Annotated in this window: 18 protein-coding genes; 15 read left to right on the forward strand and 3 right to left on the reverse strand. The window is 45.7% G+C overall.

The annotated features are described in order from the left end of the window. The first annotated feature begins 28 nt into the window (after positions 1-28). Positions 29-1,273, forward strand: coding sequence for a glycosyltransferase family 4 protein (locus NIES2104_RS01220; protein WP_058994985.1), 1,245 nt, complete (start codon positions 29-31; stop codon positions 1,271-1,273). A 259-nt stretch (positions 1,274-1,532) separates the two neighbouring features. Further along, the gene (locus NIES2104_RS01225; RefSeq protein ID WP_058994988.1) at positions 1,533-1,952 is read left to right on the forward strand and encodes a hypothetical protein; all 420 of its coding nucleotides are present in this window, start codon (positions 1,533-1,535) and stop codon (positions 1,950-1,952) included. Positions 1,953-1,967: 15 nt separating this feature from the next. Here NIES2104_RS01225 and lysS read toward each other — a convergent pair whose 3' ends face one another. Continuing rightward, a complete protein-coding gene (gene lysS, locus NIES2104_RS01230; RefSeq protein ID WP_058994990.1) occupies positions 1,968-3,470 on the reverse strand; it encodes a lysine--tRNA ligase in 1,503 nt (500 codons plus the stop codon). 128 nt (positions 3,471-3,598) lie between these two features. Between lysS and cysE the strand changes: the two genes are divergently transcribed. From cysE to NIES2104_RS01255, 5 genes are all read left to right on the forward strand, one after another. Next, on the forward strand, positions 3,599-4,357 hold the full coding sequence (gene cysE, locus NIES2104_RS01235; RefSeq protein ID WP_058994991.1) for a serine O-acetyltransferase: 759 nt from the start codon (positions 3,599-3,601) through the stop codon (positions 4,355-4,357). A 100-nt stretch (positions 4,358-4,457) separates the two neighbouring features. After that, positions 4,458-5,078 carry a DUF4142 domain-containing protein gene (locus NIES2104_RS01240; protein ID WP_058994993.1) on the forward strand — a complete coding sequence of 207 codons (621 nt, stop codon included), beginning with the start codon at positions 4,458-4,460 and terminating at the stop codon, positions 5,076-5,078. Between the two features lie 124 nt (positions 5,079-5,202). Beyond that, positions 5,203-5,421, forward strand: coding sequence for a DUF2997 domain-containing protein (locus tag NIES2104_RS01245; protein WP_058994996.1), 219 nt, complete (start codon positions 5,203-5,205; stop codon positions 5,419-5,421). A gap of 1 nt (position 5,422) precedes the next feature. After that, positions 5,423-6,040 (forward strand): hypothetical protein, encoded by a 618-nt coding sequence (locus NIES2104_RS01250; RefSeq protein ID WP_058994997.1) that lies wholly within the window; start codon positions 5,423-5,425, stop codon positions 6,038-6,040. Continuing rightward, complete coding sequence (locus NIES2104_RS01255) at positions 6,037-7,587, forward strand: Hsp70 family protein (RefSeq protein ID WP_058994999.1); 1,551 nt, start codon at positions 6,037-6,039, stop codon at positions 7,585-7,587. Before NIES2104_RS01250 ends, NIES2104_RS01255 begins: the two co-directional genes overlap by 4 nt. On the opposite strand, the gene NIES2104_RS01260 is transcribed toward NIES2104_RS01255, so the two are convergent. Then, positions 7,580-8,512 (reverse strand): hypothetical protein, encoded by a 933-nt coding sequence (locus tag NIES2104_RS01260; protein ID WP_058995002.1) that lies wholly within the window; start codon positions 8,510-8,512, stop codon positions 7,580-7,582. The two genes, NIES2104_RS01255 and NIES2104_RS01260, sit on opposite strands and share 8 nt — an antisense overlap. Positions 8,513-8,609: 97 nt before the next feature. Here NIES2104_RS01260 and NIES2104_RS01265 point away from each other — a divergent pair, with 97 nt between their 5' ends. Genes NIES2104_RS01265 through NIES2104_RS01290 form a run of 6 tightly spaced genes read left to right on the forward strand, consistent with a single transcriptional unit; the run spans position 8,610 to position 14,792 of the window. Then, positions 8,610-9,875, forward strand: a complete 1,266-nt coding sequence (locus tag NIES2104_RS01265) for an STM4015 family protein (RefSeq protein ID WP_072218008.1) — start codon at positions 8,610-8,612, stop codon at positions 9,873-9,875. 4 nt (positions 9,876-9,879) lie between these two features. Continuing rightward, a complete protein-coding gene (locus NIES2104_RS01270) occupies positions 9,880-11,010 on the forward strand; it encodes an STM4014 family protein (protein ID WP_058995006.1) in 1,131 nt (376 codons plus the stop codon). After that, positions 10,998-11,783, forward strand: coding sequence for an STM4013/SEN3800 family hydrolase (locus NIES2104_RS01275; RefSeq protein ID WP_058995008.1), 786 nt, complete (start codon positions 10,998-11,000; stop codon positions 11,781-11,783). Before NIES2104_RS01270 ends, NIES2104_RS01275 begins: the two co-directional genes overlap by 13 nt. Further along, positions 11,780-13,048, forward strand: coding sequence for an STM4012 family radical SAM protein (locus tag NIES2104_RS01280; RefSeq protein WP_058995010.1), 1,269 nt, complete (start codon positions 11,780-11,782; stop codon positions 13,046-13,048). Before NIES2104_RS01275 ends, NIES2104_RS01280 begins: the two co-directional genes overlap by 4 nt. Positions 13,049-13,050: 2 nt before the next feature. Beyond that, positions 13,051-13,905 (forward strand): STM4011 family radical SAM protein, encoded by an 855-nt coding sequence (locus tag NIES2104_RS01285; RefSeq protein ID WP_058995013.1) that lies wholly within the window; start codon positions 13,051-13,053, stop codon positions 13,903-13,905. After that, the gene (locus tag NIES2104_RS01290) at positions 13,902-14,792 is read left to right on the forward strand and encodes a hypothetical protein (RefSeq protein WP_058995016.1); all 891 of its coding nucleotides are present in this window, start codon (positions 13,902-13,904) and stop codon (positions 14,790-14,792) included. The genes NIES2104_RS01285 and NIES2104_RS01290 overlap by 4 nt, the downstream gene beginning before the upstream one ends. A gap of 282 nt (positions 14,793-15,074) precedes the next feature. Here the strand turns inward: NIES2104_RS01290 and NIES2104_RS01295 are convergent, their stop codons facing one another. Beyond that, the gene (locus NIES2104_RS01295; RefSeq protein WP_058995018.1) at positions 15,075-15,299 is read right to left on the reverse strand and encodes a hypothetical protein; all 225 of its coding nucleotides are present in this window, start codon (positions 15,297-15,299) and stop codon (positions 15,075-15,077) included. Between the two features lie 93 nt (positions 15,300-15,392). Here NIES2104_RS01295 and NIES2104_RS31210 point away from each other — a divergent pair, with 93 nt between their 5' ends. Next, entirely contained in the window at positions 15,393-16,301 is a 909-nt protein-coding gene (locus NIES2104_RS31210; protein WP_082689904.1) for a hypothetical protein, read from the forward strand. Then, positions 16,288-16,980 carry a hypothetical protein gene (locus NIES2104_RS01305; protein WP_058995021.1) on the forward strand — a complete coding sequence of 231 codons (693 nt, stop codon included), beginning with the start codon at positions 16,288-16,290 and terminating at the stop codon, positions 16,978-16,980. Before NIES2104_RS31210 ends, NIES2104_RS01305 begins: the two co-directional genes overlap by 14 nt. Positions 16,981-17,038 lie beyond the last annotated feature (58 nt).

The following is a 17,038-nucleotide window of genomic DNA, read 5'->3' on the forward strand; positions in this document are numbered from 1 at the left end:
AACCCTTAGTTTCTATAACTAAACTCAAATGCACATCGCTTGGCTTGGCAAGAAAACGCCGTTTTGCGGCAACGTTACCTACAGTCGAGAAGTTACGAACGCCCTGTTAGATCGCGAACATCAAGTCAGCTTCTTCCACTTTGCACAGGAAGAAGCCGTTCCCGATAACTTTCCCGATCATAGAGAAATTCAAATTCCGTTCTTATATAAATCGCAGATCTATACCATTCCAACCTTAAAATCTGCCAAAGTTCTAGAACAAGCGCTTAGAAATCTGACTCCAAAACCGGATATTGTTCACGCTTCACTGACATTATCGCCGCTCGATTTTATGCTGCCTGAGATTTGTCAGGCGTTGAATTTGCCGCTAGTTGCAACTTTTCATCCAGCCTTCGATCGTAAACTCCGCAACATTACATCAGGGACGCAACACCTGATGTATCAACTGTATGCGCCCTCTTTGGCAAAATATGATCGAGTGATCATTTTCTCCAGAATCCAACGCGATTTACTCATCAAACTAGGCGTTCCAGCAGAAAAAATTGCGGTGATTCCGAACGGTGTTGATAATGAAAAATATTCACCCGGAGCATCATCGTTCAAAGCCCAATTAGGCGCAAAACGATCGTTTCTGTATCAAGGTCGAATCGCACCTGAAAAGAACGTCGAATCGTTGCTCAAGGCTTGGAAACAGGCAAACATGGGCGATGATTGCAAACTGGTGATTGTTGGAAATCACGGCACATTGGCGGCTTCATTGATTCCGTTCTACGGGGAAGAACATGGAATCAAATGGCTGGGATTTTTAGCAGATGAACGCGATCGTATTAACATTCTCCGCAGCACCGATGTTTTTATCTTGCCTTCGTTAGTGGAAGGATTGTCTCTTTCGCTTCTAGAAGCAATGGCGTGTGGCGTTGCGTGTGTTGCCACAGATGCGGGCGCAGATGGTGAAGTGCTCGAAGACGAAGCGGGAATTGTGCTGGAAACTCAGCGAGTCACTTCACAGCTTAGAGCCTTACTCCCACAACTTCGAGATCATGCGAGTTGGACGAAACTATTAGGAGAGAAAGCCAGACAGCGCGTAGAAGAGCGCTATACCTTGAGCAGTAATATTTCTCAGGTCGAAGCTCTCTATGAAGACTTGCTGAGAGAACATCGTTCTCGGCGGCGGGTTCCAGTCTTGAATCGGATTCCTTCAATTTGGCGATCGACTTCCTTCGACTTGCCACGTGGACGGTATCCGATCTCGATCGAATTGCCGAGCGATTAATCTTGTCCTGACTTAAGTGTTTCACCTTTTGATGGAGTCATTCTGTCCGTTATCCCGGTGAAATGAGAGCATCAACGACTAAAGTAATAGCAATCTTTTAAGGTGTTTTAAGTGATTTAACTTTGCTTGGACATTCGTAAAAAATAAGTTCAAAGCAGTGCTGCGTAGAGCGACTCTCTGCACGTAACTCTGAAGCTTTCAAAGGTTCTAACTTTAATCGTTTGTTGTACTCGTCAAAACACAAGACAGGGACGAAATAATGAATTGGTTTATCTCTGTAAAACAGTTTGAAGACCTCGCAACGGCTAGACCTGATCCGCCTTATGTCCTGTTATTCGTGGGCTTGTTTATTACTCTGACCTGTGCGATTCCCTTCGTAGTTCTAATTCGCCAACGAATTGATTATTGGGCTAAAAACCTTTCTGCTAGTTCCTTGCCTGTTCGAGGAGCAGTACAGGTTATTTTGCCATTCTCAGGCATGATGGGCGGAATCTGCATCTTTATTGCTTCTGCATTGGAAGTTTTTGGTGTTCCAGTTTTACCCGCCTTTTTCGTTGCCGTACTCCTTGTTTTATTGAGTAGCTATCTTGCTTGGTGGCAATTAGGTAGAGTCTTGAGTCAGAAAGCGGTACGCCGTCATTTGGATGAAGCTTCTGATTTTCCTTCTCACCAAAGTTGAGGAATTTTGATTAGATTATTCCTCAGTGTCCGCTTTTTCGGGTTTCAATAACGGGAACGCAATCACATCGCGAATACTTGCAGAATCGGTTAATAGCATCACTAATCGATCGATACCAATTCCCAAGCCTCCCGTTGGTGGCATTCCGTATTCTAAAGCGGTGAGAAAATCTTCATCGACTCCATGCGCTTCGAGATCTCCGGCAGCTTTTCGAGCAGATTGGGCTTCTAAGCGATCGCGTTGATCCAGCGGATCAGTCAACTCTGAAAAACTATTCGCGGTTTCCCGTCCAACGATGAACAGTTCAAAGCGTTCGACTAATCCAGGCTTCGATCGATGCGGTTTTGCCAATGGTGAAATCTCAACCGGATAATCTAGGATAAATGTCGGCTGGATCAAAGTTGTTTCAACGGTTTGTTCAAAAGCTTCATTGAGAAGTTTACCGATCGATGGACAGTCTTCAACGTCTTGAATGCCTGCTATTTTCGCCGCTTCTTTTGCTGCTTCTAAATCGGTGAACTGAGCAAAATCGATCCCCGTTTTTTCCTGCACAATGTCGTGCATTGTCACCCGTCGCCAAGGAGGAGTGAGGTCAACTTCTTCGCCCTGGTAGCTAATTTTCAGCGTTCCGAGAACTTTCTGCGCCACGTTTGCGATGATGGCTTCAGTGAGGTTCATCATGTCGTGATAGTCGGCGTAAGCTTGATAAAGCTCGATCGTTGTAAACTCCGGATTGTGCCGCGTCGAAATTCCTTCATTTCTGAAGATGCGACCGAGTTCAAACACTTTCTCAAATCCACCGACAATCAACCGCTTTAAGTGCAGTTCGGTTGCAATCCGCAGATAAAGCTGCATATCTAAAGTGTTGTGATACGTGATGAATGGACGCGCATCGGCTCCACCCGCTTCACTCATCAACACAGGCGTTTCAATTTCGATAAAGCCTTGTTCGTCCAAATAACGACGAATTCCGGCAGTAACCAATGCCCGTTTACGGAACGTATCGCGCACTTCAGGATTTACGATCAAATCTACGTACCGTTGACGATACCGTTTCGCGACATCCGTTAACCCATGCCACTTATCCGGCAATGGCAATAAGGATTTTGTTAAAAGTGTATATTCCTTGACATAGATTGATAATTCGCCTTTATCGGTGCGCTTGAGCGTTCCTTTCACACCCAAAAAATCACCCGCATCTGAAAGCTTATCAAGCTGTTTGAAGGCATTCTCACCCATGTGTTCTTGAATCCGCTTCTTTTCTAGATAAAGCTGAATCGTTCCGGTTTCATCCTGAATCGTGAAGAACGCCAACTTCCCTAAAAAGCGCCGGAGCATCACTCGACCTGCGATCGCAACTTCAGTCGGATCTTCCTCACCGTTCGGTAACTCCGCATATTTTTTCTGCAACTCTGCTGCTGAATGAGTCGATTCCCAGCGGTAGGCATAAGGATTGATCCCCAACTGTTTGAGTTGGTCAACTTTCTCGATGCGAGTTTGGCGGAGTTCGTCTGACATGAGTCGTAAGGGAGAGAATGCAGTCTCTCATTATAGGGGGTTTGCTGAAATTGCAGTGCGGATGACCTCGATTCACTTGACACGCTAAGATAGGCTTTGGTCTTATCACGCCACATAGGGTTGTCGCTGTGCTGAAAAGCCTGATTGCTGACTTCAAAATTATTTTCGATCGTGACCCTGCCGCCCGGAACTGGATGGAAGTGCTGTTCTGCTATCCAGGGCTGCAAGCTTTGATGTTTCATCGGTTCGCTCACTGGATGTTTAAAGTGGGGGTGCCATTTATGCCGAGATTTATTTCGCAGATTGCCCGATTTTTTACCGGAATTGAGATTCACCCTGGAGCCACGATCGGTCAAGGAGTCTTTATCGATCACGGCATGGGTGTGGTGATCGGAGAAACTGCGATCGTGGGAGATTATGCACTAATTTATCAAGGAGTCACGCTCGGCGGAACCGGAAAAGAATGTGGAAAACGACATCCAACTCTGGGCGAAAATGTCGTCGTCGGTGCGGGTGCGAAAGTTTTAGGAAACATTCAGCTTGGGAATAACGTGCGAATCGGAGCGGGATCAGTCGTGCTGCGCGATGTTCCGTCGGATTGTACCGTTGTCGGTGTTCCGGGTCGAATTGTATATCGCGCAGGGGAACGAGTTGATCCCTTAGAGCATGGACGATTGCCGGACTCTGAAGCGCAAGTGATTCGGGCATTAGTCGATCGAATTGAATCCTTAGAGCAACAGATCCAAATGCTGCAAACTCGTGAATCGTTGGCGGTTTGTTATGCGATGCCTGCTGTGGATTCTAAACCGGAACCTGTGGCAGAAGGGGAAGCGTGCCGATTGCGCGATCGCATCATCGACGAATTTTTGGACGGAGCCGGAATCTAAGCCTTTTGGACACGCCTCAAGAGGGAGGAAACTGCCTGCCTAGCTACGAACATGAAAGCAGAGCATCGCTCATCAATCTTTGTAGAAACAGGACAGTTTTATGTTCAGAAAGTATTTTATCGTAGCGATTTCTGCGATCGTGGGATTATGTTTTGCGATCGGAGGTTCGTTCTTTTCGCAGGTGAATGCTCAAACACCTAGAGTGCCCGCTGTCCCCGCTCAACAAGCGAATGCCGTTGATTTGGCGTTTGTGAATGAAGCGGCGCAGTTTGGAGAAGCAAATATCATGCTCGGTCAATTGGCACTGCAACGATCGCAAAATCAGTCAGTGCGTCAGTTTGCTCAAGCTGAAGTCGCAGAACAGCAGAATAATAAACAACAGTTAACGCGAATTGCTCCTCAACTCCGTGTAACCCTGCCAACGGTTCCAGGTCCGAAGTATCAGGCGCTCATGCAACGGTTCCGACAACTATCAGGAACACAGTTTGATAATGCTTATCTAGACGAGGGTGTTAATGCTCATCTAGAGGCTGCGTCTTTGTTCCAGCGTGAAGCAGCATTCGGTCGTAATCCTAGTTTGATTTCACTTGTGAATCAAGGATTGCCAATCATCAATCGGCACTTCACAATCGCAAGCCAATTAACGAACTATCGCTTTGCTCAAGTCCCCAGACGATACAACGAAGCAGCGGTTCCTTCTACGACTCCACGCGCTCAGTAAAATCGTAGAGTTCAAATTAAACCCGATCTTGAGATTGTCAAGATCGGGTTTTTATAGTACATTTTTTCTAGATTGAATCTGATTTCGTGGTGCATAATTCAGAAGCAATTTCACGATCGAACTTATGGCAAACTATCAGCAAATCGAGTATCGCATCGGTAAAGATGGCAAAGTCACAGAAACAGTGTTGAATGGTGCGGGTGAAAGTTGTACATTAGCGACCGAAGATTTAGAACGATCGCTGGGATCGATCGAGTCCCGTGATTTGTTGCCTGAGTATCACGACAATGCCGATAATTCTCTAACTGTGGAACAATCTCAAACGATTCAGCAGCAGGAGTGATATGGATTTGAGTGTTGTTGGATTGTCGCTCGGTTTAGTTGGACTTGGTGGCTTTTATTGGCGATCGACGAAAGCCGCTCAAGCGACAGAGGCAATATTGCGATCGAACATTGATGATCTCAAGCAAACTCAAAGTGATCTTGAACAAAAACTAGAAACTGCGATCGCAGATTGGCAAACGAGTCAGCGAGAGAAAGCGGTTTTGGAAGTTCAGATCGAGGAATTTAAACAACAGTGCGCGAGATTGCGATCGCAGTTAGAAACGCAATCCACTCAAACTCAACAAGATTCCGAAATCAAAGCATTCGAGCAGATTCAATCTTTGTTAACCCAATATCCGAGTGTTCGACGAATGGCAGAATCTAAACCAGATTTACCTGCTCGAAATTTGATCGGAATGTTTACTGCACTCGATAACTTGATGAAATTTTGGGGCTATCAAGCGATCGGGCAACCTTGGGAGCAAACCGAGTATGATCCTCAATTGCATCAGGGTGATGTTGGCAATTTGCAGCCCGGAGAATCGGTGTATGTACGATTTGTTGGATATCGGAATGACGATCGTATTTTAGTACCTGCCAAGGTCAGTCGAACTTTACCCGCTGGAGCAACCTCATGACCGCTGTCGCGATCGATTTTGGCACCAGTAACACAGTTATTAGCCTTTTGGAGCCGGATACACAAACTCCGGTTACTTTGAGAGTTCCGAATCTCTCGCGATTGTTTAACGAAGTCGCAGTTGTTCCAAGCTTAGTCTTTGTACAGGGGAAAGGCGAATTTGTAGTGGGGGAGCCTGTACGATCGCAGCGTCTCGGATTGATGCAGCCACAGCGATTTTTTCGGACATTCAAGCGAGATTTAGCCGCAGATTTTCAGCCACCAGCCCGAACACTGGACGGACAAGTTTATGATGCGGAAGCGATCGCAGTTCATTTTCTGAATCAAATTTGGGACGCGATCAAAGCCGCGCAGATTGAGCCTTCATTGTTAATTTTCACCGTTCCAGTGGGTGCATTTGAACGATATTTAGATTGGTTCCAGGATGTTGCTCTAAAGTTTGGCTTTCCCGATGTCAAGTTCGTAGATGAATCAACTGCGGCAGCATTAGGATATGCGGTTCAGCGTCCAGGCTCTACAGTTCTAGTGGCTGATTTTGGAGGTGGAACTTTAGATTTAAGCTTAGTTCGCACTTCAGGAATGGCAACAGGGCAAGAAGTTTTACAGGCTGAAGTGTTGGCGAAAGCTGATGCTTATGTGGGTGGGGAAGATCTCGATCGCTGGATGGTCGAGAACTATCTTCAGCAAATGAACACCACGCGAGAAGCCATTGGTGAAATTGGTTGGCAGAATTTATTGTCGATCGCTGAACAGTTAAAAATTCGGCTTTCAACGACCGACGAAGCGAAAGAAAGCTGGTTCGATGAAGAGAATTTTGTCTATCACGATTTGGTGTTAACGCGATCGCAATTCGAGGATTTGCTAGAAGAGCGGCAACTCTTAGAGCAAGTTCGACAAGCGATCGATGAAACCTTGCAGTTAGGCTTACGAAAAGGTGTTCAGAAATCAGACATTGAACAGATTTTATTAGTCGGTGGAAGTTGTCAAATTCGAGCAATTCAGCAGTTGTTTATTTCGTACTTTGGACGGCAGAGAGTTCAAATTCATAAACCGTTTGAAGCTGTTGCACATGGCGCTCTAGCACTCACACAGATTGCTGGATTAAAAGATTATTTAAGGCATGGATATGCAATTCGATTGTGGGAGCCATATTCTCGATCGTATAGCTACTATCCACTATTTGAACCAGGCACAAAATACCCTTGCAAACGTGAAGAACCGCTGATGTTACAAGCGGCTTCAGAAGGACAAACTGAGATTCGATTAGACATCGGAGAAGTGGCGCAAGTAACCGAATCAGAAGTGGTTTACGATGCTCAAGGACGAATGAGTAGTACGCCATTACGACAGCAAGAAACTTATCGATCGTTGGATCGCGATCGCAATCAAATCTGTGTGGCGCGACTCGATCCACCTGGACAACTGGGAATCGATCGAATTTCCGTCGAGTTACAAGTGACAGAACACCGAATTTTAACGGCAACGATTCGTGATTTGTTGACGCAGACGGTATTGGTAGAACAAAGCGCGATCGCGAAACTCAATTAAGAAACTGTTGGAGCAATTCATCTCTCGATCTCTGCATCAAAATCGGCAGAAATTCCTCAGAAGAAAGCTGCATTAAGGCAGGAATGATCGCTTGAAGTTCATCCTCGATCAAGCCAAACCGAGATTCTAGAAGGCTCACAATCATTGCCCGTCGCTCTTCCTGTCGTCCTTCCTGTCGTCCTTCCTGTCGTCCTTCCTGTCGTCCTCGCTCCAATCCTTCTTCCATGCCCTGACGACGAGTTTGCTGCTCCCACTCTAAATAAGCTTGCGACAAAGCCATAAGAATTCTCCTCTCTTCATCATTCGCTTGTTCTAATAAATCCATATTAATCCGCCATGACACCAGTAGACTCAGTACATTCATACGTAACGCATCATCTTCTGGAAGCAGCAATAATTCAGCGATCGCGTCTTCCTGAGTTCGTCCACGACCGAGTAGACGCAACCAAAGCGTTTCAGGAATTGTTGGCAGTTCATCAATCACCACGATCGCGGCACGAAGTCGAGGAGCAAGACAATAGAATCCTTCACCCAACGTTTCATCTAATTGCCCATTAAATCCTTCAATCAGTCGATTCGATACTGAGGCGCAAAGCATCCAGAGTCGAGGAAGATTTTCGGTTCTTATCGATTCATCCTGACGACGATATTCTGCATACACTAGAAACAGCTTCAGTAAGCAATTGTGCATATCCTCATCGCTGAGAGAACTGCGAAAAGGTTCAAGCAGGGCGGGTTTATCAAGCATGAATGTGAGATAGCCAAGTTCGTCATGGGGAAGCAAAACGTCCGGATTTGGCTCGAAATAAATGTCGATCGCTCTTTCCTCTCCGAGTACAGACCGATTCGGGATGACTGTGCCAAACGGGGACAGTAAAGTTTCAAATAAGCGTTTGTTGAATTGATCAAAAGGTTTCGTGGTCATGGGTTGTATGATGCTACGATCGCAGAACTGCATCTCCGATTCATTGGGTACACTAAGCTCGGTTTTCTAGCACAATTACATCACGCAAAGCGCAGTTATGATGTCTAATCCTTCAGATTTTGATGCAATTTTAGGTGGACAATCTCCCGCACCTCATCAAGGAGCAATTCTCGGCGGAATTGAGGGGATTCAGCAAAAGCTTAAAAGCGATGATCTCTCAGTTCGATTGGAAGCGGTTGATCAAGCTTGGAATTATGGAACGGCAGGGCTTGGATGTTTGCATCAGGCATTGAGTGATCGATCTAAACTGGTACGTCGTCGATCGCGCTGGTTAATGCGACAATCCCAAGGTGCAATTCTCGCGGATCAGCCTGTGTGGAACATGACCGAACGCTTTGATTGCCCAAGAAACAATAGTCATGTTGAGCAATTTGCAGGGCGGCAAATTTGGGCGTTTAATCGAGAGGAAGCATTGCCGAATCCGCAACAGTTCGCGTATGCGTTTCGGTGCGACTATGACGACGAAGATGATAGTGTTGCCGATCAGCTTGATGTGTTGCTGCAAATGCCTGGAGCCGAACTTACCGAAGCATTGGTAGTCGGGGTTTGGGTTGGGGGTGAAGGGGTTTGTACCGGAGATGTTTCTTCTGCGGTGTTAGTTGAGAGTTTGGTCGCATTACGCGATCGCTTTCCCAATCTCAAAGCATTGTTCATTGGAGACATTGAGTATTTAGAGTGTGAAATCTCCTGGATTGCTCAGAGTGATATGAGTCCGATTTTGCAAGCGTTTCCACAGTTGGAAGTGTTTCAAGTTCGGGGCGGCGAAGGCTTGAAGTTTGATCCAACTTTGGGAACTTCGAGACATGAGCATCTGAAAACATTGATTGTGGAAACGGGTGGATTAAATCGATCGACGGTTCATCAACTCTATGAATGGGAGTTTCCCGCGTTAGAGCATTTAGAACTGTGGTTTGGTAGTGAGAACTATGGGGGCGATTGTTGGGATCGGGATTTACCGCCGTTGTTGGAGGAATTGAAGTTTCCGAATCTGACTTATTTGGGATTGCGGAACAGTGGATTTGCCGATGAGATTGCAGCGATGATTGTTCGATCGCCATTGTTAGCAGGTTTGCAAGTGTTGGATCTATCGCTCGGAACCTTGACCAATGAGGGAGCGCAGCATTTACTCGATTGTGCTGCAATTCGAGATTTGGAAACGCTGAATGTGTCTGAGAGTTATTTGTCTGGAGCGATGATCGATCGACTTCAAGCTTTGGGCATTCAAGTATTGGCACAAGAGCAACGGCAGGAAGAAGACGAGGAAGAACCGTCTTATCGTCGTTACTGTGTGGTTTCTGAATAGTAGAATGCTAAGGTTTGCCCTCATTGCTAACCCTGAAACCCGTCGAGTCGGGCTATTTCAACAAGCTTTAGCCCGATTCAATCTACCGCCTGCTGAAGTAATTCCTTACGAGGAACTCTTAGCAGGTCGGTGCTTTTTGCAGGAATCGAATTCGGTCGATCGCATTTTCCGTTTCGATGCTCCAGAGCGAAGCTTTAATGTCGATCGAGCTTTCATTGCAGCGGGAGCCGACCAACCGGGAAATCATTGGAAAGTGAACGCGATCGAGGCTTACAATCTCCCTGCTGATAAAGGTCGCATTCTGCATTCGCGCCAATGGTATCTCGGCTGGAAAACTCGCTTGCAAGAATGGTCAACGGTGCGAGGTCAGTTTCTCAATCATCCTGACGACATTGTGAGAATGTTTGATAAAACGGTGTGTCAGCGGATTTTAGCGAGTCACAATGTTCCGATTCCTCGATCGCTTTCCTCAATTAATAACTATGAGGAGCTGTGTGAAGAGATGGAGCGGCAACAGTGCGATCGCGTTTTCGTCAAATTAGCACACGGCTCATCAGCTTCGGGTGTCGTGGCTTATGAACGTCGATCAGGAGCAGAACGAGCAATTACTAGCGTTGAAAGAGTGATTGAACAGGGAGAGCTTAGATTCTATAACTCACGTAAAATTCGACAGTACCGAGATTCGCACGAAATTGCAGATATCATTAACTTTCTCGCACGAGAACGGGTACAGGTTGAAAGATGGATGCCGAAAGCGCGGATTGAGGGGCGGGAATTTGATGCGCGGGTGGTTGTGATTGGGGGGAAAGCACGGCAGGTGGTGTTGCGGTTGGGAAATAGTCCGATGACGAACTTGCATTTGGGGAACGATCGACGAGATCGTTCGGCACTTCCTCGATCGTTGTCTTCTGAAACGTGGGCGGAAATGATGCACACTTGTGAAAGGGCTGCGGCTTGTTTTTCCAAAAGCTTTTATTGTGGAATTGATTTACTGATTGCGCCAAATTGGAAAGATCACTACATTCTGGAAATGAATGCGTTTGGAGACTTGTTGCAGGGGATTACTTGGAACGGGCAAGATACTTACACAACACAGATTGAAATGTTGATGGAGCAATATCGATGCTCAACATAAATCACATTGTTGGAACACACGACATTCTATTTATCACTTTCGATACGCTTAGATATGATGTTGCCAGAGATTTACTCGCTCAAGGTCGGACTCCGAATCTAGCCTCAGTTTTGCCGCCTCAAGGCTGGGAAGAGCGTCATTCGCCCGGAAGCTTTACTTATGCCGCTCACCAAGCCTTCTTTGCCGGATTTCTGCCCACTCCGATCGATCCTGGCATTCATCCCCGTCCGTTCTCGCTCCGGTTTGAAGGCAGCACCAGTACATGCCCTGAAACTTGTGTTTTAGAACATGACAACATTGTGAGTGGACTCGCTGCAAAAGGCTACCACACGGTTTGCATTGGTGGAGTTGGATTTTTTAATAAGCTGAATCCATTGGGGAACGTGCTTCCATCAATGTTCGCTGAAAGCTATTGGAGTCCGGAGATTGGGGTCACTTGTCCGAATTCGACCGAAAATCAGATTGCGATCGCACAATCAATCCTCCAACGTCCAGAAAAAATCTTTCTGTTCATCAACATTTCTGCACTTCATCAACCGAATTGTTTTTACTTACCAGGAGCAACCAGCGATAGTTTAGCGTCTCATGCGGCGGCTTTAGAATACGTCGATCAACAGTTAGGCAAACTTTGGAACGCGCTACGTCAAAGAGGTTCCACGTTCTGCATTCTTTGTTCAGATCACGGAACCACATACGGCGATGACGGGTACACTGGACATCGATTAAGCCATCCCGCAGTTTGGACAGTCCCTTACGCAGAGTTTATCTTATGACTCCTTATCAAACGTATGTTTACTCTTACCCGCACAAGACCGCTTATCGGGAGTTAAAACCTCGATCGCTTTCTGAAGTCTGGGCAACTGAGAATAAAAATGCTCTATTCCTCTACATTCACATTCCATTCTGTGAGATGCGGTGTGGTTTTTGTAATCTGTTTACAACGGTGAGCCACAGTGATGATTTTGTCGGTCGCTATGTTGCAGCACTACAGCGACAAGCGAATCAGGTGAAATCAGCATTGGGAGAAGTTCAGTTTGCGCGGTTTGCATTAGGGGGAGGAACACCGACACAGTTATCGATCGGGCACTTAGAAGCTGTCCTGAATGTTGCTGAATCAATGGGAGCAAAGCTTTTAGAAATTCCGGGTTCGGTGGAAGTGTCACCTGAGACAGCAACCGATGAGAAATTGAAATTATTGCGCGATCGTGGACTCGATCGCATTAGTATCGGGGTTCAAAGCTTCGTTGATACTGAAGTTCTCGCGACTCAACGCCGCCAAACTTCGGAGCAAGTCAAAGCAGCACTCACACGAATTCGAGAAGCGAACTTTCCAACCTTGAACATTGATCTAATCTATGGACTTCCAGGACAGACTGTAGAAACCTGGTTACAATCGCTCAAAACTGCTTTGGTGTTTGAACCTGAAGAGGTTTATTTGTACCCGCTCTATGTTCGTCCCTTAACCGGATTGGGAATCAGCGATCGAGAATGGGATGATATTCGCATTGCTTGCTATCGAACAGGTCGAGACTTTCTAAAATCACAGGGCTACACTCAAGTTTCGATGAGAATGTTTCGATCGAACACTGCACCGGAATCTTCGGCACCTGTGTATTGTTGTCAGGCGGACGGCATGATTGGCTTAGGATGCGGAGCGCGATCGTATACTCGATCGTTGCATTACTCAAATGACTATGCAGTGAACGCCAAAGAGATTAAATCGATCATTGAACACTACAACAATACTGAAGATTTCAATGTTGTAAACTATGGCTTTGAGCTAGATTTAGAAGAGCAGAAACGGCGATTTATCTTGATTTCGGTGCTATCAGAGGAAGGATTGAATCTTGAGAATTATCGCGATCGCTTTCACTCTGAACCATTACAAGACTTTCCGCAGCTTCAAGAACTGATCGAACTAGGTTTAGTTGATGACTGGAAACTAACAGAACTAGGACTTGAGCGATCGGATACATTCGGCTCTTGGTTGTTCTCGGAGACTGTGCGATCGAATATGTCAACCTATTCGCTGAAATAACAATGCACCTAACGATTCTTTATCGAGGTTCGCTAGTTAGCTGTAACTATGGTTGCGAGTATTGCCCGTTTGCGAAGCGGCAACAAACAGCGGCAGAAATGGCGATCGACAAACAAGAACTCGATCAATTCGCCACTTGGATCAAGGATCATCCTGAACATGAATTCTCAATTCTCTTTACGCCTTGGGGTGAGGCGTTGATTCATTCTGCCTATCAGCAAACACTCTCTAAGCTGTCTCACCTTCCGAATGTTCGTAAAGTTGCAATCCAGACAAATCTATCGTGTGACTTGCACTGGATTAATCAAGCAAACCCTGAAACATTCGCATTGTGGACAACGTTTCACCCGGAATGGTCGAACCCCGATCGCTTTCTCGAAAAGTGCGATCGCTTAATCGCGCAGAACATTCGATTTAGTGTAGGTGTTGTTGGATTTGCGAAGTTTAGAAATGCGATCGCAACTCTGCGCGAGAAACTACCTCAAAGCGTTTATCTCTGGATCAATGCGGTGAAAGCTGAACTTCCGAATTTAGCAGAAGACGATCGCGCTTTCTTTCAGTCCATTGATCCGCTCTATGAATTAAATACTAAGCATTATCCAAGCTTAGGAAAGCCTTGCAGCGCAGGACGATCGATGATTTCGGTCGATGGGAAAGGTACGATTCGTAGATGTCACTTTATTAAAGATGCGATCGGGAATATCTACGATCGGGACTTTGAAAAAGTTCTGTTTGAGCGGCTTTGCACAAATGAAACTTGTCACTGTCACATCGGCTATGTTCATCTAGACTATTTAGAGTTAGATAAAGTGTTTGGCTCAGGGATTCTAGAACGAATTCCTTCTCTTAAACTATGACGCAACAGCCTGACAATACGGATGCTGTCTTAGGTGGACAGAGCTTACCAAACAGTTTGATACTGGGTGGAATTGAAGGATTGCGACAACGATTTAAGTTCGCATCTTCAAATCAAAAGATGGCTCTATTAACCGATACGCTGAACTATGATGCAGCGGGAATTGATTTATTGATTGATTTGCTGAATGATGCTGAATTGGAGGTGAGAGTTACAGCATATGAATTGCTAGCGCTGATTGACTCAGAAAAAGCAACAAATGCGATCGCACAAGGGATTCGATTAAATCCGGGCGATCATATCTATCACGTTTACGAATCAGCGATCGAATATAATGATAACTGGCTTGAGTTGATTACTGAATTTGACTTTCGGGCGGAGTACAACCCACCGAAATGGCTCTCGTCTCATTTCGTCAGAGATCAAGCAGAGGCAGAGGCATTAAAACATCATCAGAAACGGGCATATAGTTTAGACCTGAAAAGCTTTGGAGGACGACATACTTATCGGGAATTTGATCTTGAACAATGGGTGATTGATCATCTTGTATACGCTCGACAACCTCAAGAAACACCGTCAGATTTCTCAGAACGTCTCAGAATCATCTTTGAAGCAACCGGGCAGACTGCGCTGTTAGAGCAACTTTGGCAAAATTTTCAGAGTGAAAATTTTGATATCGATCGATGGTTTGCATCTCTGTCATTTTCCGGGCGATTGCTTGACGAAACATACTGGGAGTTTGAAGCAAAAATCGTCAAAGGTCTCGAAGCACTTCAATCTGATGAACAGCTTGGAGAACTTTGGATAGAAGCTGCTGGTAGATTGGCTTTTGTGCAGGAAGAGACTGTGACAGAAGTTAGATATGTTGATGCTACAGAGTTTCTTTAATATTAGGGCGTGTTTTAGAGTCTTGTCACTCCGTTGCTTACCCGCCCCGGAATAGAATTCGGGGCTAGTAGAACGAAGTCCACTGAAGGGAACTAAAAGCCAAATCAAGCATCTTTAGTCCTGAAAGGACTTCGCACTGTTAGCCCCGAATTCTATTCCGGGGCGGGAGCGAACGAAGCGAGAAGCTTCAAAACGCAACCTAGAACTGAGTATCATCGCGATCAGATCCGGCATATCAGTTGTTCATACGCTTGAAGCTATTGCAGTAGTGCTTTGAGCACATCAGGCGTGATCGGAGTCATCACACAACCACTCAGCATTGGGGTCATTCGTCCGAGGCAATCGATCAACCCAGGGAGCGTCAATTTCAACTCGCCACAATTCAGCGTGTAGTGTTTGATTCACCTGCTCTTGAGCCTCGTTTGGTGGAAGTTTGAGCAAGCGCTGTCGAGCCGCGATTTTTTCGGCTTCTAGAATATCGATCGACGATTGAGAAATATCGCTCATGTAGTATAATTTTACTATTATTTGTGAATAACACTATTTTATTCTAAACGGTTCGATTGGGCATTCTACACTCAGTTTCCACTTGAGGAATTTATGTCAGAACAAGCAGATCCGAAAGCGACTGATCTTGTAATGGGTGCAGCAATGCCTCCTCCAATTAATGCTGTGGCGTTGGGCGGAGTTGAGGGATTGCGGCAACGATTCGCGCTCGCATCTCTTGATCAAAAGCGCGAACTCTTGCCTTTAGCTCTGAATTATCACGAAGTCGGAATTGATTTCTTGATCGACGCTGTAAGTGATGCTGAATTGATTGTGAGAGCAGAAGCGTGTGAGCTATTAGCGAAGGTAAACTCTGGGAAAGCGGAAAGCGCGATCGATAGAGGAATTCCGTTAGTGCCGGGTGATCGAGTATACGGCGTTTATCAATCTTCAGTTTCTTATGGAGACGATTGGTACTATATCAATTGTTTGGTCGATGAAGAGGAAGAGGAAGAAGATTTATGGGATGATAAGCCCGATTTTTATCGTGTTGGTCAAACCAAGGAAGGAAAAGAGTTCGTCTATGTTTCTGATGTTCCACAATATGATCAATCAATGTCAGAATACGCTTACTATCATCCAAGTCTTATTCATTATTGTATTGAGCAAATCGCAGCAGAAGAAGCTGCACGAGCAGTCTATTGCAATCATTTCTCAAATCTTTACTGCGAGATTCATGAAATTGGTGAGACTTGGGCTGCACCAGATATCAATTTAAGAACATGGGTGGAAACCAACAAAATCACAGTTGATGCTATCTTCTCCGAAGATCAAGGGGGTTGGGGCGATCACGAACGGCAATATCGCTGTAGTCTCCTGATGAGTTTACACAGGCAGAAACAATTTAATTTATTGCGGGAATTGTGGGATCAACTAGAGTACAGTCCATTGGGATTTGTGCACGAATGTGTCATCGATCGACCTTGTTATCTTCGCCTTTCAAATCATCATGTTAGGACTTAGTATTACCGCGATCGGTCTTCGCCCTCTCCCCGATTGCCTCACCATTTTCGATCAACTTCGCCAACCGCTTCAGCTTGATTTTCTCGAATTAGCGATCGGTTCTCCTTGCGATACGGATGCACTCTATCCAGATGTGCCGCTAATTCTGCATGATTCCTGCCTGTATCGTGATAGCTTCCGCTGTCGTCTCGTGCTCACTCAGCCCCGAAGCTGGAAGCCTTACGCAGAGTTCGTCGAAACGCATTCTGTCGCAGCTCTATCGGTTCATGCACCGTTGCGGAAAGATATCGATCGATGTCAAATCGAAGATGCACTTGAAGCACTAGAACAAACGGTTCAAGTTCCTGTGTTTGTCGAAGTGATGCCTTCACCAGAGTATTGGTGTTCTAGTGTCGATACCTTAGTAAAGCATCCATTATTGCTGGATGTATCTCATGTTCTGATTTGGCATCAGGGCGATCAGGTGGAAACGGAGCGAACTTGTTTAGAGATGATCGATCGAGTAAAAGCGATTCATCTTAGCCATAATAACGGTCGCGCCGATGCTCACGATCTGATTCCTTCAGAAATTTGGTTTGCGCCGTATCTGAGCGATTGGACGAAAAACTATTTTGTGACTTATGAGAGTTTGCCGGAAACACAGGCGGATTATGAACGGTTAGATAAAAGACGGCGTTAAAAAGGTCGATCGAAGAAAACCTCGATCGACCTTTGTTCACAGACGTTCCCAAGCTAGT

Origin of the sequence: Leptolyngbya sp. NIES-2104 (genome assembly GCF_001485215.1) — a bacterium.
Classification (GTDB): Bacteria; Cyanobacteriota; Cyanobacteriia; order Leptolyngbyales; family Leptolyngbyaceae; genus Leptolyngbya.